We start from the raw sequence: 23,083 nt of genomic DNA, 5'->3' as shown, positions 1-23,083 counted from the left end.
GAGTATCAAGCAGGAGATGCAACCCTCATGACAGACGCACTCAAGCGCCTGACCGACGAAGGCGTCGCGATCTGGCTCGACGACCTGTCGCGCAAGCGGATCACCTCGGGGAATCTCGCCGAGCTGATCGACCAGCAGCACGTGGTCGGCGTGACCACCAACCCGTCGATCTTCCAGAAGGCGATCAGCAGCGGTGACGGCTACGAGCGGCAGCTCACGGAGCTGGCCGCGCGCAAGGTCACCGTCGAGGAAGCCATCCGCATGATCACGACGGCGGACGTGCGGGACGCCGCCGACATCCTGCGGCCGGTGTTCGACGCCACCGGAGGTCAGGACGGCCGGGTCTCCATCGAGGTCGACCCCCGTCTGGCCCACAACACCCTGGCGACGGTCGCCGAGGCCAAGCAGCTGGCCTGGCTGGTGGACCGCCCCAACACCCTGATCAAGATCCCGGCGACGAAGGCCGGCCTGCCCGCGATCACCGAGACCATCGGGAACGGCATCAGCGTCAACGTCACGCTGATCTTCTCGCTGGAGCGGTACCGCGAGGTGATGGACGCCTATCTGGCGGGCCTGGAGAAGGCCAAGGAGCGCGGACTGGATCTGTCGAAGATCCATTCGGTGGCCTCCTTCTTCGTCTCCCGCGTGGACACCGAGATCGACAAGCAGCTCGACGCGCTGGGGACCGCCGAGGCCAAGGACGCCCGCGGCAAGGCGGCACTCGCCAATGCGCGCCTGGCCTACGAGGCGTACGAGGAGGTGTTCGGCTCGGACCGCTGGTCGGTGCTGGACCGTGCCCGCGCCAACAAGCAGCGTCCGCTGTGGGCGTCGACGGGTGTCAAGGACCCGGCGTACAAGGACACGCTGTACGTGGACGAGCTGGTCGCACCGGGCACGGTGAACACCATGCCCGAGAGCACCCTGGACGCCACCGCGGACCACGGCCAGATCACCGGTGACACGGTGCGCGGCACGTACGACGCCTCGCGCGCCGAGCTGGCTGCGGTCGCGGAGCTGGGCATCTCGTACGACGATGTCGTCAAGCTGCTGGAAGACGAAGGCGTCGAGAAGTTCGAGGCCGCCTGGAACGATCTGCTCAAGTCGACCGAGGCAGAGCTCAAGCGCCTCGCCCCCTCGGAGGGCTGACGAACTTGTTCGGTACCGGCGAAGCAAATCCGCTTCGTGACGCCGCCGACCGACGGCTCCCGCGCATCGCGGGGCCGTCGGGCCTGGTCATCTTTGGTGTCACGGGTGACCTGTCCCGTAAGAAACTGATGCCCGCCGTCTACGACCTGGCCAATCGCGGACTGCTGCCGCCGGGTTTCTCCCTGGTCGGGTTCGCCCGTCGGGAGTGGCAGAACGAGGACTTCGCACAGGAGGTCCACGACGCGGTCAAGGCACATGCCCGTACTCCGTTCCGTGAGGAGGTCTGGCAGCAGCTCATCCAGGGGATGCGCTTCGTCCAGGGCGACTTCGGGGACGACGACGCGTTCGAGACGCTGAAGAAGACGATCACCGAACTGGACGAGGCACAGGGCACCGGAGGCAATTTCGCCTTCTATCTGTCGGTGCCGCCGAAGTTCTTCCCCAAGGTGGTCAAGCAGCTGAAGAAGCACGGCCTGGCCGACCAGAAGGAGGGTTCCTGGCGACGGGCCGTCATCGAGAAGCCCTTCGGCCACGACCTGGTGTCGGCCAAGGAGCTCAACCAGGTGGTGCACGAGGTCTTCCCGCCCCACGAGGTCTTCCGCATCGACCACTACCTGGGCAAGGAGACCGTCCAGAACATTCTGGCGCTGCGGTTCGCGAACACCCTGTTCGAGCCGATCTGGAACCGGTCGTACGTCGACCATGTGCAGATCACCATGGCCGAGGACATCGGCATCGGCGGCCGGGCCGGGTACTACGACGGCATCGGTGCCGCTCGGGACGTCATCCAGAACCACCTGCTGCAACTGCTGGCACTGACCGCCATGGAGGAGCCCGCCTCCTTCGACGCCGACGCGCTCGCCGCGGAGAAGACCAAGGTGCTGGGCGCGGTACGGCTGCCCAAGGACCTGGGTGCGGACACCGTACGCGGCCAGTACGCGGCTGGGTGGCAGGGCGGCGCCAAGGCCGTCGGCTACCTCCAGGAGGAGGGCATCGACCCCAAGTCGACGACCGACACCTATGCGGCGATCAAGCTGGAGATCGACAACCGCCGCTGGGCGGGCGTGCCGTTCTACCTGCGGACGGGCAAGCGCCTCGGGCGCCGGGTCACCGAGATCGCGGTCGTCTTCCAGCGCGCGCCGCACTCCCCCTTCGACCACACCGCCACCGAGGAGCTGGGGCAGAACGCCCTGGTGATCAGGGTGCAGCCGGACGAGGGGGTGACGCTGCGGTTCGGTTCCAAGGTTCCGGGCACTTCGATGGAGGTGCGGGACGTCTCGATGGACTTCGCCTACGGGGAGTCCTTCACCGAGTCGAGCCCGGAGGCGTACGAGCGACTCCTCCTCGATGTCCTGCTCGGTGACTCGAACCTCTTCCCGAGGGTGGAGGAGGTCGAGCTGTCCTGGAAGATCCTCGATCCCATCGAGACCTTCTGGGACAACAACGGCAAGCCCGCCCAGTATCCGTCCGGGACCTGGGGCCCGATCGAGGCGGACGAAATGCTCGCACGAGACGGACGGAGCTGGCGTCGCCCATGAAGATCGACCTCACGGACACCACATCCAGCAAGATCAACAAAGCGCTGGTGCAGGGGCGCCGAGCGGTCGGCACCCCGGCCGTCGGCATGGTCCTTACCCTGGTCATCGTCACGGACGAGGAGAACGCCTACGACGCGCTGAAGGCCGCCAACGACGCGTCCCGCGAGCACCCCTCGCGGACCCTCGTGGTCATCAAGCGGGTCTCCCGCTCACCGCGGGACCGGGCGCAGACGCGGCTGGATGCCGAGGTGCGCGTCGGCGCGGACGCCGGCAACGGTGAAACGGTCGTACTGCGGCTGTACGGCGAGGTCACCGACCACGCCCAGTCCGTGGTGCTGCCGCTGCTGCTCCCCGATGCCCCGGTGGTGGTCTGGTGGCCGATCAACGCGCCGCTGGACCCCGCCAAGGACCCGCTGGGCGCACTCGCCCAGCGGCGGGTCACCGACAGCTACGCCGCCGAGCGGCCGATCCACGAGCTGACCGCGCGCTCCGAGGCTTACACCCCCGGGGACACGGATCTGGCCTGGACCAGGATCACCCCCTGGCGCTCCATGCTCGCCGCCGCCCTGGACCAGGTGGTCTGCGACGTCACCTCGGTCGAGGTGGAGGGCGAGGAGTTCAACCCCAGTGTGGAACTGCTGGGCATGTGGCTGGCGGACCGGCTCTCGGTGCCGGTGCGGCGCTCGCTCTCCTCGGGGCCGGGCCTGACGGCCGTCCGCATGGAGACGAGCAGCGGCCCGATCGTCCTCGACCGCGCCGACGGGTCCCTGGCGAACCTCGCCATCCATGGGCAGCCCGACCGGGCGGTGGCCCTCAAACGCCGTGAGACCGCGGAACTGATCGCGGAGGAGCTGCGCAGGCTGGACCCGGACGACACCTACGAGGCGACGCTGCGCTTCGGTGTGGACCGGCTGGACGACAGCGACGGCGACGGGGCACGCCCCGGCACATCGGACGCCGCCCGTCCGGTGGCCGAGCCCGCCGCGGAGAAGAAGGCGGCCCCTGCCACCGCTCGCAAGGCCCCCGCACGCAAGGCGGCGGCCAAGTGAGCGCTCCGCAGTTGGTCGTCCACCGCGACAAGGAGTTGATGGCGCAGGCCGCCGCGGCCCGGTTGATCACCCGGATCGTGGATGCGCAAGCGGCACGCGGCTCGGCCTCGGTGGTGCTCACCGGCGGCCGTAACGGCAATGCCCTGCTGGCGGCCCTCGCGACCTCACCCGCCAGGGACGCGGTGGACTGGCAGCACCTCGATCTGTGGTGGGGCGACGAGCGGTTCCTGCCGGACGGGGACCCCGAGCGCAATGTCACCCAGGCCCACGAGGCGCTGTTGGACCGGGTGGCGGTGGACCCGGCGCGGGTGCATCCGATGGCCCCTTCGGACGGTGCGTACGGCAGTGACGTGGAGGCGGCAGCCGCCGCCTACGCACAGGCGCTGGCTGCCGCATCCGGCCCGGAGGACCATGGTCCGGTGCCCACCTTCGACGTACTGATGCTGGGCGTCGGGCCGGACACCCATGTGGCCTCGCTCTTCCCGGAGTTGCCCGCCGTGCGGGAGACCGAGCGCACGGTGGTCGGAGTGCGCGGTGCGCCGAAACCGCCGCCGACCCGGATCTCCCTGACGCTTCCGGCGATCAGGGCGGCCCGTGAGGTGTGGTTGCTGGCCGCGGGCGAGGACAAGGCCAACGCCGTGGCGATGGCACTGTCGGGAGCGGGCGAGATCCAGGCCCCGGCCGCGGGCGCCCGAGGACGCAGCCGGACACTCTGGCTGTTGGACGCGGCAGCGGCATCCGAGCTGCCCCGGGACCTCTACCCACCGGCCTCCGCCTAGGTGTGTCCGGCCGGAGCCTGACGGCTGCTGTCCGGTGCCTGGCATCTGGCATCTGGCGTCCGGCATCTGAGCGGTTGCTTCAACTGCCCTCGTGGCCCGGTCCGTTGCTCGGACCGGGCCACCGGTATGTTCGGTGGAGGGTGCTCCCAAGGCACCCGTGGGGAGGCGCCATGTCCTGGGGAAAGCGGACCACTGCTGTCGGAGCGGCGCTGTGGATGGCCACGGCCGCGGCGCTCAGCGCGTGCGGGACCCAAGGGGCCGCTTCCGGCACCAGCGGTCCCCCGCCCTCATCCTCCAAGCCACCCGCATCCGGGCCGAGCCCCTATGTGGAGGAGGGCGTGGTGGACGGCGCACCCCACAACCGCGAGAACAACGCCTACCGCAGGGCGGGCGAGATCACCCCTGGTGACGCGGCGGCGGCAAAGAAGGCGGTCGACCGGATCCGCCCCGTGGTGGAGAAGCTGCGCCGCCAGGGCCGCATCGAACCGGAAGACGTGCTCCCGGCACTGCTCGACCTTGGTTTCGACGCTTCACGCATGGAGGTCCAGCGCCCCTGGTCGGCGTGGGACGACTCGGATCCCGACGCTTCCTGGGGCACGGCCTTCGGCATCCGTATCGGTACGACCGGCTGTGTCACCGGACGGGTGGTCGAGAGCCAGACCTGGGCGAGTGTGAATGGGCCCTACCCGGAGACGGGCTGCCTCTATCCGGCGACCGGCCACTGACGCCTCTCCGCATCTCCTGAGCGCCTCCTGAGCGCCTCCTTGGCGCTTCTCGGCGTCTCCTTGGCGCTCTAGTCGGCCGCCGTGTCGTTCCCGGCCGGCTCGTCCCGCACCAGGAAGGGTTCCAGCAGCCCCGGCACCGCATCCGCGGCGAAGGCGAGGCCCTCCCCCTGCGCCGCGTCATGGACCGTGTAGGCACCGCTGCCCGCCGCGGTGGTCGCCGTCAGGGTCAACAGACCCGCCCGCCGCTGGAACAACGACTGCTGGACCACCCAGCCGATCACCCCACCGCGTTGCAGGGCGACCGTCGCCCGGCGGGCGGTCCCGGAACGGGCGACGAGGTAGTCGCCGCTGAGCGCGTGCCCCAGACTGCGGTAGGCGTCCAGCGCGAAGAACACCGCCGCGGGCAGCGCCACCACGGCGAACCCCGCAGCCAGATACGCCAGTACGGGCGTCAACCACAGCCCCAGCACGGCCAGGACCAGGGTCGGGACGGCGACGGTCAGCAGCGCCCACCGTAGCCGGCGGGCGCGTGCCGCCGGGGGGTGCGGGGTCAGGGGCGCGCTGGTCGGTGTGCGCACTTCCCTCAGCACACCACCCGCGACGGTGTCCGCGATCTCCCGTGGCGCTGGCGGCAGCAAGGACTTGAGGTCGGCGTGCTTGTCGCCGTCGTCGTGGGAGATTCCGGTGGCGACGGCGTCCAACCGGGCCGCCCCCAGGAAACGTATGGCGAAGGGTTCGACGAGTTCGACGCCGCGCAGTCGGCGCTCCTCCATCGAGACAGAGCGGGCGGTGAGCAGCCCTCTGCGCACCCGGAGGGTGCCGCCCTGCTCACGTTCCAGTCGATAGCCCCACCAGACCTCGATCCAGACGCCGAGGGCCCCCACCACACCCGCCAGGAGCGCGACCAGCACGAGGACGACCACCATCACCGCGATGGAGGTCTCCTCGAAGCGGTCGCCCACCCAGTCGATCACTTCCCCTTGGGCCCCGAACCACTCGCTGACCTGCATCACCGCACCGGCTGCCGCACCGCCGAGTACCGGGGCGAGCACGGACAGCGGCGCGTAGCGGATCCAGGCGGGGTCGACGGCGGCGATCACGCCCTCGCCATGGACCGTGTCGGGGCGGGTGGGGCGGCCGAGCAGTTCGGTGCGCAGCCGCTCGCCCTCGGCCTTGGAGACCGGATTCAGCTCCAGCGTCGATTCGCCGCCGCTGCGTTCCCCGGTGCCGATGCGGACCTTGACCAGGTCGAGGACGCGCAGAAGGGGGTTGGCGGAGAGGTCCACGCTGCGGATGCGCTCGCGGGCCAGTGAGCGCCGGGTGACCAGGAGGATTCCGGTGTGGAGTTCGACCCGCTCGGCGCCGACGCGGTAGCGGGTGCGGCGCCAGTTCAGGTACTCGACGGCCGCCCCTGCGAGCACGAGCAGGACGGCGGCGCCGAGGAGCAGGGCCAGGCCGGTGCCTCCCTCGGGTCCCAGGCCGAACCATGCACCGCTGGAGAGGCCGAGCAGTACCGGCAGACAGATGCCGGCGGCGACGGACGACAGGACGGCCGTCGTGACGAGGACGGCCCGTTGGTCGAGCTGCTGCCACGGGGCCCCCTCGCCGGTTTCGTCCGACGAGGGGTGCGGCTCTGCGGCGGACGCATCAGTCTCCGTGCCCGGGTCCGTGACTCCGGGGGAACGGTCCGCCGGGTGTTCGTCCCCCTTGGGCTCCGCCGCGCCGTCCGGTGTCATGTGGCGTCCCCGGGCGTGGCCTGGGTGATCCGGGTCAAACGGTCGGCCAGCTCTGCGGCCAGTTGCTGATCGAGCCCTTCGATCTTGATCTCGCCGCGGGACGAGGCTGTCGTGACGGTGACCGTGGACAGTCCGAAGGCCCGCTCCAGTGGTCCTCGCATGGTGTCGACGCGCTGGATCCTCGACATCGGGGCGATGTGCCACTCCTGCCAGAAGGCACCCGTACGAACGTAGACCGCTTCGTCCGTCACCTCCCAGCGGTGGACGCGGAACCGCCAGGCGGGGATGGTAAACGCCTCCACGATGCCGAGCACGGCCAGGACCCCGGCCACCACGAGGAGCCAGCCGCGGGCAGGGGTGATGAAGGCAGCGAGGACGGCCGGCACTGCGGCGACCACCGCGGTGCCGATCAGTGACTGCACCCGCCACCAGCCCACAACCCGCTCATCGAGCATGTGGTTGGGCGGTCTCAGCCGCACCACGGCACTCTCACCCCTCGCCCCCTCGTCCATCCGGATCAACGCCCTCGCAGGGAGCGGTACGTCGCAACCAGCGCGGCGGTGGAGCTGTCGAACACATCACCCTGGCCGCCCTGAGAGCCGCCCGTGCCAGCCGTACCGCCCGTGCCATCGGTGCCGTCGGTGCCGCCCGTGGCAGTCAGCGCCGGTTCGAGCTGCTTGGCGAGCACCTTGCCGAGCTCGACACCCCACTGGTCGAAGGAGTCGATGTTCCAGATCGCGCCCTGGACGAACACCTTGTGCTCATAGAGGGCGATCAGTTGGCCGAGCACCGAAGGGGTGAGGGCATCGGCGAGGATCGTCGTCGTGGGGTGGTTGCCCAGGAAGGTCTTGTGCGGGACCAGCCGTTCCGGCACTCCTTCGGCACGCACCTCGTCGGCCGTCTTGCCGAAGGCCAGCGCCTGGGTCTGGGCGAAGAAGTTGGCCATCAGAAGGTCGTGTTGGGCGGCGAGCGCGGGTCCGAGGTCCGCGACCGGACGGGCGAAGCCGATGAAGTCTGCCGGGATCGTCTTGGTGCCCTGATGGATCAACTGGTAGTACGCGTGCTGCCCGTTGGTGCCGGGGGTGCCCCAGACGACCGGCCCCGTCTGCCAGTCGACACGGGCCCCCGTACGGTCCACCGACTTGCCGTTGGACTCCATGTCGAGCTGCTGGAGATAGGCGGTGAAGCGACTCAGGTAGTGGGAGTACGGCAGCACGGCATGGGCCTGGGCGTCGAAGAAGGCGCCGTACCACACGCCCAGCAGCCCCAACAGGAGCGGCGCATTGGCCTCGGCGGGAGCCGTACGGAAGTGCTCGTCGACCAGGTGGAAGCCGTCGAGCATCTCCCGGAAGGCGGCCGGTCCGATGGCGATCATCAGCGAGAGGCCGATGGCGGAGTCAAAGGAGTAGCGTCCGCCGACCCAGTCCCAGAACTCGAACATGTTCGCGGTGTCGATCCCGAAGTCTGCGACCTTCTCGGCGTTCGTCGACAGGGCCACGAAGTGCCGGGGAACCGCTTCCTGACCTGCATTCAGCTGGCTGAGGAGCCAGTCCCGCGCCGAGGTGGCATTGGTGATGGTCTCGACCGTGGTGAACGTCTTCGATGCCACGATGAAGAGGGTCTCGGCCGCGTCCAGATCGCGCACGGCCTCGTGGAGGTCCGCTCCGTCGACGTTGGACACGAAACGCACGGTCAGATCGCGCGCCGAGAACGAGCGCAGCGCCTCGTACGCCATCGCCGGACCGAGGTCCGATCCACCGATGCCGATGTTGACGACCGCCCGGATGGGCCGGCCCGTATGACCGGTCCACTCCCCCGACCTGATCTGCTCGGAGAAGGCCGCCATGCGATCCAGGACCGCATGGACGTCGGGGACTACGTTCCTCCCGTGCTCCCCGTGCTTCCCGTGCTCCCCGTGCACCTCGATCACCGCGTCGCGGGGGGCGCGCAGCGCGGTGTGGAGCACTGCCCGGTCCTCGGTGATGTTGATCCGGTCGCCGCGGAACATGGCGTCCCGCAGCCCGGCGACGTCGGTCGCTGCGGCCAGTGCCCGCAGCAGCCCCAACGTCTCGTCGGTGACCAGGTGCTTGGAGTAGTCCAGGTGGAGATCGCCGACCCGCAGGGTGTACGCGCTGCCGCGTGCGGCGTCAGCCGCGAACAACTCCCGTAGATGTGTCTGTCCCAGCTGCTCGCGGTGCTTGCCGAGAGCGGTCCACTCGGGAATCTGGTTGAGCCTGGGGCGGCTTGGTGCGTTCACTCGGACATCAGCCCAATTCTGTCGTGCTTGCCTGCTGCGCCGTCTCCAACCTAATTGATCAGAACGGCGGGTGAGAGGAGCACGCAGCGGCGTCGCCCGGTCAGAGCGAAAACGGGGCGAAGGGCACGACGGCCGTGGTAGGCGACCGAGGGCCCGACCGGCGCTGGCGATCGCGGGAAAAGCCTCCGGCCGGGCACCCAAGGTGTCCCGGCCGGTTTCCAAGTACTAGATTTCGCCGCGCAGTTTGGCGAGCGCCTCGGCGAGAATCGCTTCCCCGTCTGCGTCACTGCGCCGCTCCCGTACATAGGCGAGATGCGTCTTGTACGGTTCCGTGCGCGGCGGGTCCGGGGGACTGTCCCGGTCCTGACCGGCCGGGAATCCACAGCGCGGGCAGTCCCAGGTGTCAGGGACCTGCGCGTCACTGGCGAAGCTCGGCTGCGTCTCGTGCCCGTTGGAGCACCAGAAGGAGATGCGCAAGCGGGGCGCGGACTCGCCGCGCTCGGCCTCGCCCATCGGCCCCGCTCCGACCCGGCTTCCCCGGATCGCGTTGCCACTTGCCACGGTCGTAACTCCCTGCGTGATGGTGCTGTACAGCGTCTCACAGCGGCTGCGCCGCGGTGCCCCAGTCTACGTAAGGCCCAACGCTCGTCCAGGGATTGGAGTTACCTACCATCCCGGGGCGGGTAACCCGCAGGTCAGCTGTCCAGCTTCATCAGCAGACCCAGCACCATGATGCAGGCGAACCACATCAGACCGACCACGACGGTGATGCGGTCGAGGTTGCGCTCGGCGACCGAGGAACCACCGACGGAGGACTGCATGCCGCCACCGAACATGTCGGAGAGGCCGCCGCCCTTTCCCTTGTGCATCAGCACCAGCAGCATCAGCAGCAGGCTGAAGACGATCAGGGCGATCGAGAACCCCATAACCACGGCTGGACCCTACTTCCTGGCAAATCTCTCGGAACTTCTATGACGACGGGGGCCGGATGGCAAGCCACCCCGGCCCCCGCAAGGGTACGACGGATCTGCCCTACCGCATACTCACTGGTCGCGGAAGCGGACGATCTTGACGAACTCGTCCGAGTCCAGTGCCGCACCGCCCACCAGGGCGCCGTCGACGTCGGGCTGGGTCATGATCGCGGCGACGTTCCCGGACTTGACCGAGCCGCCGTACTGGATGCGGACCTTGTCGGCCAGCTCCTGCGAGTACAGCTCGGCGAGCCGCCCGCGGATCGCACCGCAGACCTCCTGGGCGTCCTCGGGAGTGGCGACCTCACCGGTGCCGATGGCCCAGACGGGCTCGTAGGCGATCACGATGGTCTCGGCCTGCTCGGCCGGGACGTCCTTGAGGCCGCCGTCGAGCTGGGCGAGGGTGTGCTGCACCTGCTGTCCGGCCTTGCGGATGTCCAGGCCCTCGCCGACACAGAGGATCGGGGTGATGCCGTGCTTGAACGCGGCCTTCACCTTGGCGTTGCAGATCTCGTCCGTCTCGGCGTGGTACTGACGTCGCTCAGAGTGACCGACAGCGACGTAGGAGCACTTCAGCTTGGACAGCATCAAGCCGGAAATCTCGCCGGTGTACGCGCCGGATTCATGGGCGGAGATGTCCTGGGCGCCGTACTTGATCTTCAGCTTGTCGCCGTCGATCAGGGTCTGCACCGAGCGCAGATCGGTGAAGGGCACCAGAACGGCGACCTCCACGGCGTCGTAGTCCTTGTCCGCCAGGGCGAAGGCGAGCTTCTGGACGTGGGCGATGGCCTCAAGGTGGTTGAGGTTCATCTTCCAGTTGCCCGCCATCAGGGGGGTACGGGTACTCATGGAAAGGATCAGTCCTCCAGTGCGGCAAGGCCGGGAAGGGTCTTGCCTTCGAGATATTCGAGGCTGGCGCCGCCACCGGTCGAGATGTGACCGAAAGCGTTCTCGTCGAAGCCCAGGATGCGCACCGCGGCGGCGGAGTCCCCGCCCCCGACGACGGTGAAGGCCGGAGAGTCGAGGAGCGCCTGCGCCAGTGCGCGGGTGCCCTCGGCGTAGTCGGGGTGTTCGAAGACGCCCATCGGGCCGTTCCAGAAGACGGTGGCCGCATCCGCGAGCTTCGACGCGTACAGCTTGCGGCTCTCGGGACCGATGTCCAGACCCTCCTGACCGGCCGGGATGGCATCCGCGGGGACCGTGTCGGGGTTGGCCGGGGCCTTCGTCTTCAGGTCGGGGAACCCGGAGGCGACCAGGACGTCGACGGGCACCACGAACTCGACGCCCTGCGCCTTCGCACGCTCCAGGTACTTCTGGACCGCGGGGACCTGGTCCTCCTGGAGCAGCGAGTTGCCGACGTCGTGGCCCTGGGCCTTGAGGAAGGTGTACGCCATGCCACCGCCGATCAGGATGCGGTCGGCCTTGTCCAACAGGTGGTCGATCACGCCGAGCTTGTCGGAGACCTTGGCCCCGCCGAGGACGACGACGTACGGGCGCTGCACCTCGTCGGTGAGCTTCTTCAGGACCCCCACCTCGGTGGCGATGAGGTAGCCGGCCGCGTGCGGCAGCCGGGCCGGGAGGTCGTAGACGGAGGCGTGCTTGCGGTGCACGGCGCCGAAGCCGTCGCCGACGTAGACGTCGGCGAGGGTGGCGAGCTGATCGGCGAAGTCGGCGCGCTCGGCGTCGTCCTTGCTGGTCTCACCGGGGTTGAAGCGGAGGTTCTCGATCACCGCGACCTGACCGTCGCCGAGCCCCGCGACAGTGGCCTTGGCCGAGTCGCCGACGGTGTCCGTCGCGAAGGCGACGTCCGCACCGAGGAGCTCGCCGAGGCGGGCAGCGGCGGGGGCCAGTGAGAAGGCCGGGTCGGGTGCGCCCTTGGGGCGGCCGAGGTGCGAGGCGACGATCACGCGCGCACCCGCGGCGGCGAGTGCGGCGACGGTCGGCTGGACGGCGCGGATGCGGCCGTCGTCGGTGATGGTGGTGCCGTCGAGCGGCACATTGAGGTCGGCGCGGACAAAGACCCGCTTGCCTGCGACTCCATCGGCCAGAAGCTGGTCGATCGTCTTCATGGACAGGACTCCTCGGAGGGCTGTCTGAGAGCTGGACTGGGCTGTGTTTCACCGGGCCGGTCCGCGCCTTCGCAGGCGCGGACCGGTCGGCGTGGGCTGGGACGTGCGACAGGGCTCGAACCGCGCTTCACTGCGCAGCCCGAGCCCTGTTGCTCACCTCGTGGTGCTCCCGTTGCTGATCTGAGCGAAGCCGTTCAGAGCGGTGGTGCTCAGAGCTGGTTGCCGACGAAGACCGTGAGGTCGACGAGGCGGTTCGAGTAGCCCCACTCGTTGTCGTACCAGCCGAGGATCTTCACCGAGTTGCCCTCCTGGACCATGGTCAGGGAGGAGTCGAAGATGCAGGACGCCGGGTCGCCGACGATGTCCGAAGACACGATCGGGTCCTCGGTGTAGGCCAGGACACCGGCGAGGTCGCCACCCTCGGACGCCTTGCGGAAGGCCGAGTTGACCTCGTCCTTGGTGACCTCGCGGCCCAGCTCGACCACCAGGTCGGTGGCGGAACCGGTCGGGACCGGGACGCGCATGGCGATGCCGTCCAGCTTGCCCTTGAGCTGCGGAAGGACCAGAGCGGTCGCCTTGGCGGCACCGGTCGTGGTCGGAATGATGTTCTCCGCGGCTGCGCGGGCGCGGCGCAGGTCCTTGTGCGGGAAGTCCAGGATGCGCTGGTCGTTGGTGTAGGCGTGGATCGTGGTCATCAGACCGCGGACGATGCCGAAGTTCTCGTCGAGGACCTTGGCCATCGGCGCCACACAGTTGGTGGTGCAGGAAGCGTTCGAGATGATGTGGTGGTTGGCCGGCTCATACTTGTCCTGGTTGACGCCGAGGACGATGGTGATGTCCTCGTCGCTGGCCGGAGAAGAGATGAGGACCTTCTTGGCGCCGCCGTCGATGTGCTTCTGGGCGTCGGCCTTCTTGGTGAAGATGCCCGTCGACTCGATGACGATGTCGACGCCCAGTTCACCCCACGGAATGTCGGCGGGGTTGCGCTCGGACAGCACCTTGAGAGTGCGGCCGTCGACCGTGATGGTGTCGGCGGTGTGCGACACCTCGGCCTTCAGTCGTCCCAGGATGGTGTCGTACTTCAGCAGGTGGGCCGTGGTCGCGGTGTCACCCAGGTCGTTGACAGCCACGATCTCGATGTCCGCACCCTGGTCCAGCAGCGCGCGGAAGTAGTTACGACCGATGCGGCCAAAGCCGTTGATGCCTACGCGGATCGTCACGAACCGATCTCCTCGTTAGGTACGCCGGGTTTCGACGCCGGCGAGTTGTATGGGATGTCCCCGACCGCTTACGACCCTACCTCTCTGGGCGGCCCGAGGTGACATCAAGGGGCCCGTACGTGGCGACGGCGATCCGTACCCCCGAGTAGGGGGCTCGGACCGCCGTCGGTTGATCTTGACCTGATCTAGCCGTGCTGTTCGCTACCGAGCGTCAACGCCGCAGTGCGCTGAGCGCCTTGCCGAGGAACTGTTTGCGGTCAGGAGCCGCCACGTGCTCCAGACCGAATCCGATCAACACGGTGTCCCTGGTGGTCACCGCGCTCGCCGACGGGAAGAGGTCCTGGCTGCGGACCCAGTTCCCGCGCGGCACCGGGCTGCCGGCGGGCGGTGCCGCGACCGTCCAGGCGCCCAGCGAGGTTTCGAAGCCTTCGCCCTGTGCGGCACCGCCGGTGACGAGCTTGGTGTCGTCGACGAAGACGCCGCGTCCACCGTCACTCGGGTCGGTGATGTAGGAGACGGAGACCTCGATCTGCTTGCCCGCGTAGGCACTCAGGTCGAAGGAGGCGGACCGCCAGCCGTCGGAAGCCCCGGTGAAGGAGTTCCAGGTGCCGGTGGTGCCACTGGGCGTGCATCCGTTGTCGCCGACGGTGAGGTAGCGCTTCAGATGCGGGTGCTGGTTGACGTAGAACCCTGCGCCGCACTCCGCGGGCACGGTGGTGCGGGTGCCGCCGTTGAGATCGGGCAGCGTCGTCCAGTCGTCCTGACCGACGGTGTGCACCTCGACCACCGCGTTGTCGTAGCCGGGCTCGGTGTTGAAGCTGAGGCGCAGATCGAGCTTCGGGGCGTCGGCAGCGGTGGTGCCGGTCAGATCGACCGGGCGGCTCAGCCGCATCCAGGACGCGTTGCGGTGGCTGGCCGCCGCGTAGTACTGCCCCTCGTAGGGCGAGAAGGGCATCCGTACGCCCTGGTAGTCCCCGGCAGCCGCGCTGCGGAACTGCGGGAACTCGTCGGGCGGCAGGGTGTCCGATGTGATGGTGTAGGCGCCCGCGGCGTCCAGTGGGTTGCCGTCGGCCCCCGCGAGGGCAGCCGCCGCGCCCGAGAGCCGTCCCTGGCCAGCGAAGTCCGTGACGTTGCCGAGGGACGCACGACCCGACGCACCCAGGTAGTACTGGGCGAAGTCATCGCTGATCGCCCGGCCCAGGTTGGCATTGCCGCCCGCCCGCTCACCGGTGGTGATCAGCTTGCCGCCCTCGTTGAGGTAGGACCGGACGGACTTGGTGACCGCCCAGGAGGGTGCGGCTGCACCCGTGTACCAGACGGCCGTCGAGAAGTGGCTGAGGACACCGAGACGGTGCGGTGCGCCCTGGGTCGCGACATCCCAGACGACGCCGCTGCGCTTGTTGTCGGCGAGCGCCTTCGTGTAGGTGGCGGCGTGCCGGGCCGCGGTGGTACCGCCCTCTTCGGCGATCACCAGGGTGTCCGCGCGGGCACGTTCGGCGACGGTGTAGGTGAACGGGGTGCTGGAGGTGGTCTTCCCGTCCCTGGTGCGGCCGGTGAACCAGACCTCGACCTTGTCACCGGGGCGGGCGTCCTCCACTTCGGCGCGGTACTCGTCGAAGCGGATGTTGTCCTCGCCGCCGTAGGTCTCACCGCCCTTCCACGCCTTGAGGTCCTCGTCCTGGACGCGTCCGCCGTTGATGCGGTAGTTGAGCTCCTTGTCCCGGACGGACTTCCGGGCGACGACGGAGACCTCCTGGTCACCGCCGCGGGCGTAGGAGACGGTGAAGGGGTCCGGCGTGAAGTCCGCGGCCTTCAGTCCCAGTGACGACACCGGCTGGTCGGGAGTCGGCGCGCTTTCGGCAAGCGACAGCGCGAACGGGATGTTCTTGGCGAACTCCTGCTGGATCAGCTTCTCGTCGTCCGGGAAGGTGAAGACGGAGGCGCAGTCCGCCGCGTTCCAGGGGTCGTTGGGATCGATCCGCGAGACGGTGGCACAGGTCGACATCTCCGGGGTGTACATCATCATCCCGTTGACGTTGGCCGCGTGTCCGTCGGCCTCGCCGTTGGTGATGTAGAGCTCGGATGAGACCTGTGGGCGGTAGCCGGGGATCGCCGGATTCCCGGGGGTGCCGGCCAGCGCCTTGTATATGACGTCGTCGGGGGTGTCGGTGGCGATGTGCCAGCCGACTCCGTAGAGGATCAACTCGGCCGCGGAGTGGTAGTTGATGCCGTACTCGAAGCCGATGCGCTTCTGGAAGGCGTCGATGGCCTTGGTCTCGGGCTCGGAGCCGGGGCGGCTGCCGCGGAAGGTCTCGTCGAAGGGGTCGGGCGAGGAGCCTTCGTCGTCGTAACCCCACTTGTACGAGAAGTTGCGGTTGAGGTCGACGCCGTCGCCCGCCTCGATCACACCGTTGCGGTCGTTGTCGCGCAGGTTCTTGCGCCACTGCCGTTCTTCGGTGCCCTGGAACGTGTAGTCGTATCCATCAGGGTTGGCGGAGATCACGAACCACAGCTCGGTGGAGTCCACGATCTTGGTGATCCGCGGGTCCTTGCCGTAGTTGGTGAGGTAGTGGTGCATCAGCCGCCGGGTCATCTCAGGAGTGATCCACTCCCGGGCGTGCTGGTTGGACATGTACAGGGTGGAGGGCTTGGACCCGTCCCGGTAGCGGTCGGCGCCCTTGCTGACCTTCAGGGCGAGGATGTCCTGGCCCTTGACGGACTTGCCGATGCTGATGACCTTGGTGAGGGAGGGGTGGGCCTGGGCGGTGGCGAGGATCTCGTTCTTGAGACCACCGGCGCCGCCGTACGGGCGGTAGACGCCGTCGCCCGCTGCCGCGAGCCGTTTGCTGACGGCGGCGGAGATCTTGTGCTCGGTGACGCCGACGCCCTGTTGGCGCAGCTCACCGGCCTGTTCATCGGTGAGGTACAACTCAACGGTGCCGGTGCCCTGGTCGGGCACCTGGGAACTGAGTTCATGCCCGTCGGCGCCCGTCGCGAGGACCAACGGAACCTGGGCCTTGGTGATTTTCGCGTGCCATACGGACAGTCCGTCGCCGCCCCCGTCCGGGGCCGGCTCGGCCTGGGCGAGTGGTGCGACGGCTAGTGCGGCGGTCAGAAGTGAAACGGCGGCAAGGATCGCACTCGCTCTGCGTCTCATAAGCCCCCCTTGCTGGTGTGTGCCAGGAAAGTGAACAGACGCCAGACTCATCAGCGTCCATGGCCATGTCAAGGAGCGCGCGCTGGTATATGAGAGCGGGACGTGGCTGAAGTGGCCTTCCGTGCAACCCGATCGGGTCCGAGCGGCTCGGGCGAAGGCACCGGACGGAGTCATTCCCGCTGGACATGACCTGGCCTCAGCATCGGGGCCGGACATGGGACACGGCACTCCGTGGAGTGCCGTGAGCGGGTCCGTTGAGCCGTCCGGCGCGATCGGGCCGGCACGGGCGCGGTGAGTTCAGCCGACGAGGCCGTCCGCCATCTCCTCGGTGAGGTTGCACTCCGTACCGGGAATCCCCAGGTCCTGTGCCCTCTTGTCGGCCATGGCCAACAGCCGACGGATGCGCCCCGCGACCGCGTCCTTCGTCAACGGCGGGTCGGCGAGGGCTCCCAACTCCTCCAGGGACGCCTGCTTGTGCTCCATGCGCAGTCGGCCCGCCGCTGCGAGGTGCTCGGGAACCTCCTCGCCCAGGATCTCCAACGCCCGCTGGACCCGTGCGCCGGCCGCGACCGCGGCCCGGGCAGAGCGACGGAGGTTGGCGTCGTCGAAATTGGCCAGCCGGTTGGCGGTGGCCCGCACCTCGCGCCGCATCCGGCGCTCCTCCCAGGCCAGCACCGACTCATGGGCGCCCAGCCTGGTCAACAGCGCGCCGATGGCGTCACCGTCCCGCACGACGACCCGGTCCACACCCCGTACCTCGCGCGCCTTGGCACCGATGGAGAGCCGACGCGCCGCGCCCACCAGGGCGAGCGCCGCCTCCGGGCCGGGGCAGGTGACCTCAAGGGACGAGGAGCGACCCGGCTCGGTCAGCGAACCGTGGGCCAGGAAGGCGCCGCGCCACGCCGCCTCGGCGTCACAGGTGGCACCGGAGACGACCTGGGGCGGCAGGCCCCGGATCGGCCGACCACGGCCGTCCACCAGACCGGTCTGGCGCGCCAGCTGATCACCGCCCGCAACCACCCGGACGACATAGCGCGAGCCGCGGCGCAGCCCGCCGGGCGCCATCACCATCAGCTCCGAGCCATGGCCGAAGATCTCCAGGATGTCCCGCTTCAACCGCCGGGCGGCGATGCCGGTGTCCAGCTCCGCCTCGATCACGATCCGTCCGCTCACCAGGTGCAACCCGCCCGCGAACCGCAGGATCGCCGAAACCTCTGCTTTTCTGCAGCAGGTCCGGGTGACGGGAAGCCGGGAGATCTCGTCTTTCACCGCTGCCGTCATCGCCATGGGCCGATCCTTCCATGCATCCGAAAAATACGGTCGTACGCGGCGGCCAACAGTTCCGGGTCGTGCCGTGGAACTCTGTCGGGCGAGGCCACAGGGGCCAGCTCGACCGCGGCGCCGAGACGCTCGGCGGCATCGGCGAGCAAGCTGCGATCGGGCACGGCGGCCTCGTCGGCCAGCACCACGTCCAATGCGAGTTTAGGCGCGTGTCGTCCCAAAACCTCCAAATGACGCTGCGGTGAGAAGCCTTCTGTTTCACCGGGCTGGGGTGCCAGATTGAGTGAGAGGACACGCCTGGCCTTGGTCTCCACCAGGGCATCCAGCAGCTCGGGCACCAGCAGGTGCGGGATGACGGAGGAGAACCAGGAACCGGGTCCGAGAACCACCCAATCGGCGTCAAGAACGGCGGCGACGGCCTCCGGTACGGCGGGGGGATCGTGCGGGACGAGATGGACGGACTGCACGTCGCCCGGGGTCAGGGCGACCGTCGCCTGCCCGCGTACCGTGTCCACGTCGAAGGGGCGCGCCGGGTCGTGCCCCCGGACCAGGGCCTGGAGCTCCAGCGGTACGGCGGACATGGGGAGCACCCGCCCGTGGGCGCCCAATAGCTTGCCCACCAGGTCGAGGGCTTGGACATGGTCACCGAGCTGCTCCCAGAGGGCGACGATCAGCAGATTGCCGACCGCGTGCTCATGGAGGTCGCCGTGGGACTGGAAGCGGTGCTGGATCACCCTCGACCAGGTCTGGCCCCAGTCGTCGTCCCCGCACAGGGCGGCCAGGGCCTTGCGGAGGTCGCCGGGGGGCAGGACCCCGAGCTCCTCCCGGAGCCGCCCGCTGGAGCCTCCGTCGTCGGCGACGGTGACCACGGCGGTGAGGTCCCCGGTGATACGGCGCAGGGCCGCCAGCGACGCGGACAGCCCCCGGCCGCCGCCGAGGGCGACGACCTTGGGCTGAGCGCCGCGTTTGCGGCCCACGGCGGTGTGCGCGGATCTGCGCAACCGCCGCAGCCGCAGGGTGTTGATGCTCACTCGCGCCCCATGTCCCGGTGGACGACGACGGTCTCGACGCCGGCTGCGGAGAGCCGCGCGGCCAGCTTCTCGGAGGTGGCGACCGAGCGGTGCTTGCCGCCCGTACAGCCGACAGCGATGGTCACGTACCGCTTGCCCTCGCGACGGTAGCCGGCGGCGATCAGCTGGAGCAGCTCGGTGTACTGGTCGAGGAACTCCTTGGCGCCGGGCTGGTTGAAGACGTAGTTGGACACCTCTTCGTTGCGGCCGGTGAAGGGACGCAGCTCCGGAACCCAGTGCGGGTTGGGCAGGAACCGCATGTCGACGACGAGGTCGGCGTCGACCGGCAGCCCGTACTTGAAGCCGAAGGACATCACGGTGGCCCGGAGCTCGGGCTCCTCCTCGCCCGCGAACTGGGCGTCCATCTTGGCCCGCAGTTCGTGCACGTTCAGGCTGGAGGTGTCGATGACCAGGTCGGCGTCCCCGCGCAGTTCGCGCAGGAGGTCGCGCTCGGCCGCGATGCCGTCGACGATCCGGCCGTCGCCCTGGAGGGGGTGCGGCCTGCGGACCGATTCGAAGCGGCGCACCAGGGCGTCGTCCGACGATTCGAGGAAGACGATCCGCCGAGTGACCTGCTTGGCGTCGAGGTCGGCGAGGGACTCGCGGAGGTTGTCGAAGAACCGCCGGCCGCGGACGTCGACGACGACCGCGATCCGGGCCACATTGCCCTGGGAGCGCGCGCCCAGCTCCACCATGGTGGGGATCAGCGCGGGCGGCAGGTTGTCGACGACGAACCATCCGAGGTCCTCCAGGCACTTGGCGGCGGTGCTGCGCCCGGCGCCGGACATACCGGAGATGATCACCAGCTCGGGAATCGCGGCTTCCGCTGCCTCGCCCGATTCGGTGGTGGTGGCCGTACTCACTTCTGCTGCTCCGTCTCCGTCGTGCTCGCTCATGCTGTGCTGCCCCCGTCGTTCTCTTCCATGATCTCTCCTGTCGCCGTGTTCACGGCAGGGGCGGCGGGTGCCGCCGCGGCAAGGGCGGCGACCACGGATTCGGCGGTCTTGCGGCCCATGCCGGGTACTTCGCAGATCTGCTCGATTGTGGCCTGTCGCAGCCGCTTGACCGAGCCGAAATGCTTGATCAACGCTTGTTTCCGGCGCTCCCCCAGACCGTGGACGGCGTCCAGGGGGCTGGTACGGATGCGTTTGGTCCGCTTGGACCGCTGGTAGCGGATGGCGAAGTCGTGGGCGGTGTCACGCACCCGCTGGAGGAGGTAGAGGCCCTCGCTGGAGCGTGGCAGGACGACCGGATCGCTCTCGCCGGGCAGCCAGACCTCTTCCAGCCGCTTGGCGAGTCCGCAGACGGCCACATCGTCGATGCCGAGCTCGTCCAGCGCGCGCCGGGCTGCGGCGACCTGAGGCTGCCCACCGTCCACCACGACCAGTTGCGGGGGGTACGCGAAGCGCCGGGGCCGACCGTCGTCATCGGTGGCCGGGCCCCCTGGGCCCCCCGCGTGGTCTGCATGGTCTGCATGGCTTGCGTGGTCTGCGTGGCTCGGGTGGCTCGGGTGCGTGGCGGTACCGGGCATGCCGTCCCGCTCGCCCGGATCGTCCGCGCCGATCCACTCGCCCGTACGATCCTTCTCGGCCAGGTAGCGGCGGAACCTGCGGCTGATCACCTCATGCATGGACCGGACGTCGTCCTGTCCCTCGCCGTGCCACACCTGGGTGTCTCCGACCCGGCCCTTGATCTGGAACCGGCGGTACTCGCTCTTGCGGGGCAGCCCGTCCTCGAACACGACCATGGAGGCCACGACGTCCTCGCCCTGGAAGTGGGAGATGTCGAAGCACTCGATCCGCAGGGGTGCCGAGTCAAGACCGAGGGCTTCGGCGATCTCCTCCAGCGCCCGGGACCGGGTGGTGAGGTCGCTGGCGCGTTTGGTCTTGTGGAGGGCCAGCGCTTGTTGGGCGTTGCGCTGGACCGTCTCCATCAGGTCCTTCTTGTCGCCGCGCTGCGGAATGCGCAGCGACACCTGGGCGCCGCGGCGCTCGCTGAGCCACTGCCCGACCGTGTCCGCTGCCTCGGGCAGGGCAGGGACCAGGACCTCCTTGGGGACCGACTCGCCGCGCTCCTCGCCGTACAGCTGCTGGAGCGCGTGCTCGACGAGGCCGGCCGTGTCGACTGCTTCGACCTTGTCCGTGACCCAGCCGCGCTGTCCGCGCACCCGTCCGCCGCGGACGTGGAAGATCTGCACGGCGGCTTCCAGTTCGTCCTCGGCCAGTGCCATCAGATCGGCGTCCGTGGCATCGGCGAGCACCACGGCGTTCTTCTCCAGGGCGCGCCGTAGGGCGTCTATGTCGTCGCGCAACCGGGCCGCGCGCTCGTACTCCATCTCCTCGGCGGCGGCCGTCATCTGCTTCTCCAGACGGCGGATGTAGGTCCCGGTGCGGCCCGCCATGAAGTCGCAGAACTCCTCGGCCAGTTCGCGGTGCTCCTCGGCGGTGACCCGCCCCACGCACGGTGCCGAGCACTTGCCGATGTAGCCGAGGAGGCAGGGCCGGCCCTTTTGCTGGTGGTTCTTCAACACGCCGGCCGAGCAGGTCCGTACGGGAAAGACCCGCAGCATCAGGTCGACGGTCTCGCGGATGGCCCATGCCTGGCCGTACGGGCCGAAGTAGCGCACGCCCTTGCGCTTGGCCCCGCGCATGACCTGGACCCGCGGGAACTCCTCGTTCAGCGTGACCGCGAGGTAGGGATAGCTCTTGTCGTCGCGGTACTTGACGTTGAACCGGGGGTCGTACTCCTTGATCCAGGAGTACTCCAGTTGGAGGGCCTCGACCTCGGTGGAGACGACCGTCCACTCCACCGCTGCCGCGGTGGTGACCATGGTGGCCGTGCGCGGGTGCAGATTCGCCAGGTCCTGGAAGTAGCTGGCGAGGCGCTGACGCAGGCTCTTGGCCTTCCCGACGTAGATCACCCGGCGGTGCTCGTCGCGGAACTTGTAGACCCCCGGGGAGTCGGGGATCTCTCCCGGCCTGGGACGGTAGCTGGAGGGGTCTGCCATACCGTCCACCCTACTGGCGGGGGCTGACAGTCAGGCCACGTCAGGGCATGACCGCGGGACCGGTGCCCAGGGGAGCACCGGCCCCGCGCTCTGGGCCGGGCGGCGTTGCGCGCGGCAGGCCGCGACGGCGGTGGGGTGGGGGCCGTCGCGGCAGGGGGGTTCCGCAGCGGGTTCGACGCCCGATCGTGGTTCGGGCGCCCGCCACCGGCTGGGGTGGCGGGCGCCCCTGGCACTCAGCCGCGGCGGCGGAGCCTCAGCGCCGTCACCCCGCACAGGGCGACGGCGAGGACGGCACCCGCGCCCGCCGTGACCGAGGAGACCGTGAGCGCGCCGGCATCGCGCTCGTCGACGGCCTGGGAGGACCCGGCGGCGGCCCGGGGCTCCGGTGCCGACTGGTCGTAGCCGCCGGCCACACCCTTCTTCGCGTAGGTGGAGCCGGGGAGCTTGTCGCCGTAGGCGGCGCGCACCCGGTTCCCGTAGGCGGCGAGGGTGGTGCCCTTGCTGCCGACCGCGCGGATCGCGTCCTCGTCGAGCGGGAGGACCTTGGTGCCCTTGCTGACGTACCAGGCGTCGATCTGCGGTTCCTTGAAGACGGTGCCGCCGGCCAACTTGGCGGCACCCAGTTGGGCGTACCGGAGTTCGTCGTCGCCGGTGGCTATGTTCACCACCTGCCAGGCGGAACCCACCCGGGCCGCCCAGACGGACGCCTTCTGGCCGTCGGACGAGACGGCCTTGGTGGCGACGAACTCCAGTTGGGCCACGGGTGCGCCGGCCCTGCCCGCGACGAACGCGGGCGACAGGGTGTGGACGGGGACCGTCGCGCCCTCCGCACGGGGTGCCGCGGCCGATCGGGCGACGGCCCCGTCACGGGCGAAGAACCGGGAGAGGGTGTCGAGGGTTGCGGGAGCCGTGGCGGCCTTGCGGGCCTCGGTGAGGTCCGTCGCGGCTGCCGTGAGGCTCGGTGTGCTGTCGGCGGCGGCCGTGGAGGCGCCCGTGAGGGTACCGGCCGTGCCCAACGCGATGCAGGCGGCGACCGCGGCGGTCAGCCGGGGTGCTCTAGACGTCGGCTTCATCGCGC

At 69.3% G+C, this 23,083-nt stretch carries 19 protein-coding genes; 5 read left to right on the top strand and 14 right to left on the bottom strand.

All coding sequences use genetic code 11. From position 1 onward, the window contains the following. Positions 1-27: 27 nt before the first annotated feature. The 5 genes from tal to ACFXJL_RS15305 all read left to right on the top strand — a co-directional run bounded on the left by tal (position 28) and on the right by ACFXJL_RS15305 (position 5,237). Positions 28-1,146 carry a transaldolase gene (gene tal / locus ACFXJL_RS15325; RefSeq protein WP_358877652.1) on the top strand — a complete coding sequence of 373 codons (1,119 nt, stop codon included), beginning with the start codon at positions 28-30 and terminating at the stop codon, positions 1,144-1,146. A 5-nt stretch (positions 1,147-1,151) separates the two neighbouring features. Next, positions 1,152-2,684, top strand: coding sequence for a glucose-6-phosphate dehydrogenase (gene zwf, locus ACFXJL_RS15320; protein ID WP_358877653.1), 1,533 nt, complete (start codon positions 1,152-1,154; stop codon positions 2,682-2,684). Continuing rightward, positions 2,681-3,733, top strand: coding sequence for a glucose-6-phosphate dehydrogenase assembly protein OpcA (opcA, locus tag ACFXJL_RS15315; protein ID WP_384692542.1), 1,053 nt, complete (start codon positions 2,681-2,683; stop codon positions 3,731-3,733). Before zwf ends, opcA begins: the two co-directional genes overlap by 4 nt. Further along, a complete protein-coding gene (gene pgl / locus ACFXJL_RS15310) occupies positions 3,730-4,512 on the top strand; it encodes a 6-phosphogluconolactonase (RefSeq protein WP_329017041.1) in 783 nt (260 codons plus the stop codon). The genes opcA and pgl overlap by 4 nt, the downstream gene beginning before the upstream one ends. Before the next feature lie 170 nt (positions 4,513-4,682). Beyond that, positions 4,683-5,237 (top strand): hypothetical protein, encoded by a 555-nt coding sequence (locus ACFXJL_RS15305; RefSeq protein WP_384692538.1) that lies wholly within the window; start codon positions 4,683-4,685, stop codon positions 5,235-5,237. A 68-nt stretch (positions 5,238-5,305) separates the two neighbouring features. Here the strand turns inward: ACFXJL_RS15305 and ACFXJL_RS15300 are convergent, their stop codons facing one another. From ACFXJL_RS15300 to ACFXJL_RS15235, 14 genes are all read right to left on the bottom strand, one after another. Continuing rightward, a complete protein-coding gene (locus ACFXJL_RS15300; protein WP_384692535.1) occupies positions 5,306-6,973 on the bottom strand; it encodes a PH domain-containing protein in 1,668 nt (555 codons plus the stop codon). Continuing rightward, on the bottom strand, positions 6,970-7,485 hold the full coding sequence (locus tag ACFXJL_RS15295) for a PH domain-containing protein (protein WP_358877658.1): 516 nt from the start codon (positions 7,483-7,485) through the stop codon (positions 6,970-6,972). Before ACFXJL_RS15295 ends, ACFXJL_RS15300 begins: the two co-directional genes overlap by 4 nt. A 5-nt stretch (positions 7,486-7,490) precedes the next feature. Beyond that, positions 7,491-9,230: a glucose-6-phosphate isomerase gene (gene pgi, locus ACFXJL_RS15290; RefSeq protein ID WP_384692532.1), complete on the bottom strand. Its 1,740-nt coding sequence runs from the start codon at positions 9,228-9,230 to the stop codon at positions 7,491-7,493. A 225-nt stretch (positions 9,231-9,455) separates the two neighbouring features. After that, positions 9,456-9,791, bottom strand: a complete 336-nt coding sequence (locus ACFXJL_RS15285) for an RNA polymerase-binding protein RbpA (RefSeq protein WP_079110552.1) — start codon at positions 9,789-9,791, stop codon at positions 9,456-9,458. Positions 9,792-9,925: 134 nt separating this feature from the next. Then, a complete protein-coding gene (gene secG, locus ACFXJL_RS15280; RefSeq protein ID WP_329027374.1) occupies positions 9,926-10,156 on the bottom strand; it encodes a preprotein translocase subunit SecG in 231 nt (76 codons plus the stop codon). A gap of 117 nt (positions 10,157-10,273) precedes the next feature. Then, a complete protein-coding gene (gene tpiA, locus ACFXJL_RS15275) occupies positions 10,274-11,050 on the bottom strand; it encodes a triose-phosphate isomerase (protein ID WP_384637643.1) in 777 nt (258 codons plus the stop codon). Positions 11,051-11,058: 8 nt separating this feature from the next. Beyond that, the gene (locus tag ACFXJL_RS15270) at positions 11,059-12,270 is read right to left on the bottom strand and encodes a phosphoglycerate kinase (protein WP_358877661.1); all 1,212 of its coding nucleotides are present in this window, start codon (positions 12,268-12,270) and stop codon (positions 11,059-11,061) included. A gap of 209 nt (positions 12,271-12,479) precedes the next feature. Next, a complete protein-coding gene (gap, locus tag ACFXJL_RS15265) occupies positions 12,480-13,490 on the bottom strand; it encodes a type I glyceraldehyde-3-phosphate dehydrogenase (RefSeq protein ID WP_250921193.1) in 1,011 nt (336 codons plus the stop codon). A gap of 211 nt (positions 13,491-13,701) precedes the next feature. Beyond that, positions 13,702-16,647: a M14 family zinc carboxypeptidase gene (locus ACFXJL_RS15260; RefSeq protein ID WP_358877662.1), complete on the bottom strand. Its 2,946-nt coding sequence runs from the start codon at positions 16,645-16,647 to the stop codon at positions 13,702-13,704. A 297-nt stretch (positions 16,648-16,944) separates the two neighbouring features. Beyond that, entirely contained in the window at positions 16,945-17,934 is a 990-nt protein-coding gene (gene whiA, locus ACFXJL_RS15255) for a DNA-binding protein WhiA (protein ID WP_329017067.1), read from the bottom strand. Continuing rightward, on the bottom strand, positions 17,925-18,959 hold the full coding sequence (yvcK, locus tag ACFXJL_RS15250; protein ID WP_358877663.1) for a uridine diphosphate-N-acetylglucosamine-binding protein YvcK: 1,035 nt from the start codon (positions 18,957-18,959) through the stop codon (positions 17,925-17,927). Before yvcK ends, whiA begins: the two co-directional genes overlap by 10 nt. Further along, positions 18,956-19,894, bottom strand: a complete 939-nt coding sequence (gene rapZ / locus ACFXJL_RS15245) for an RNase adapter RapZ (RefSeq protein WP_358877664.1) — start codon at positions 19,892-19,894, stop codon at positions 18,956-18,958. The genes yvcK and rapZ overlap by 4 nt, the downstream gene beginning before the upstream one ends. Further along, the gene (gene uvrC, locus ACFXJL_RS15240; protein ID WP_384692524.1) at positions 19,891-22,005 is read right to left on the bottom strand and encodes an excinuclease ABC subunit UvrC; all 2,115 of its coding nucleotides are present in this window, start codon (positions 22,003-22,005) and stop codon (positions 19,891-19,893) included. Before uvrC ends, rapZ begins: the two co-directional genes overlap by 4 nt. Before the next feature lie 233 nt (positions 22,006-22,238). Continuing rightward, positions 22,239-23,078 carry a hypothetical protein gene (locus ACFXJL_RS15235; RefSeq protein WP_358877773.1) on the bottom strand — a complete coding sequence of 280 codons (840 nt, stop codon included), beginning with the start codon at positions 23,076-23,078 and terminating at the stop codon, positions 22,239-22,241. Between the last annotated feature and the right edge of the window lie 5 nt (positions 23,079-23,083).

Source organism: Streptomyces sp. NPDC059256, from assembly GCF_042753785.1.
In the GTDB taxonomy this organism is placed as follows: Bacteria; Actinomycetota; Actinomycetes; order Streptomycetales; family Streptomycetaceae; genus Streptomyces.
Note: the sequence above shows the minus strand (reverse complement) of the source record. Positions and strands in the feature narration are given on the sequence as shown.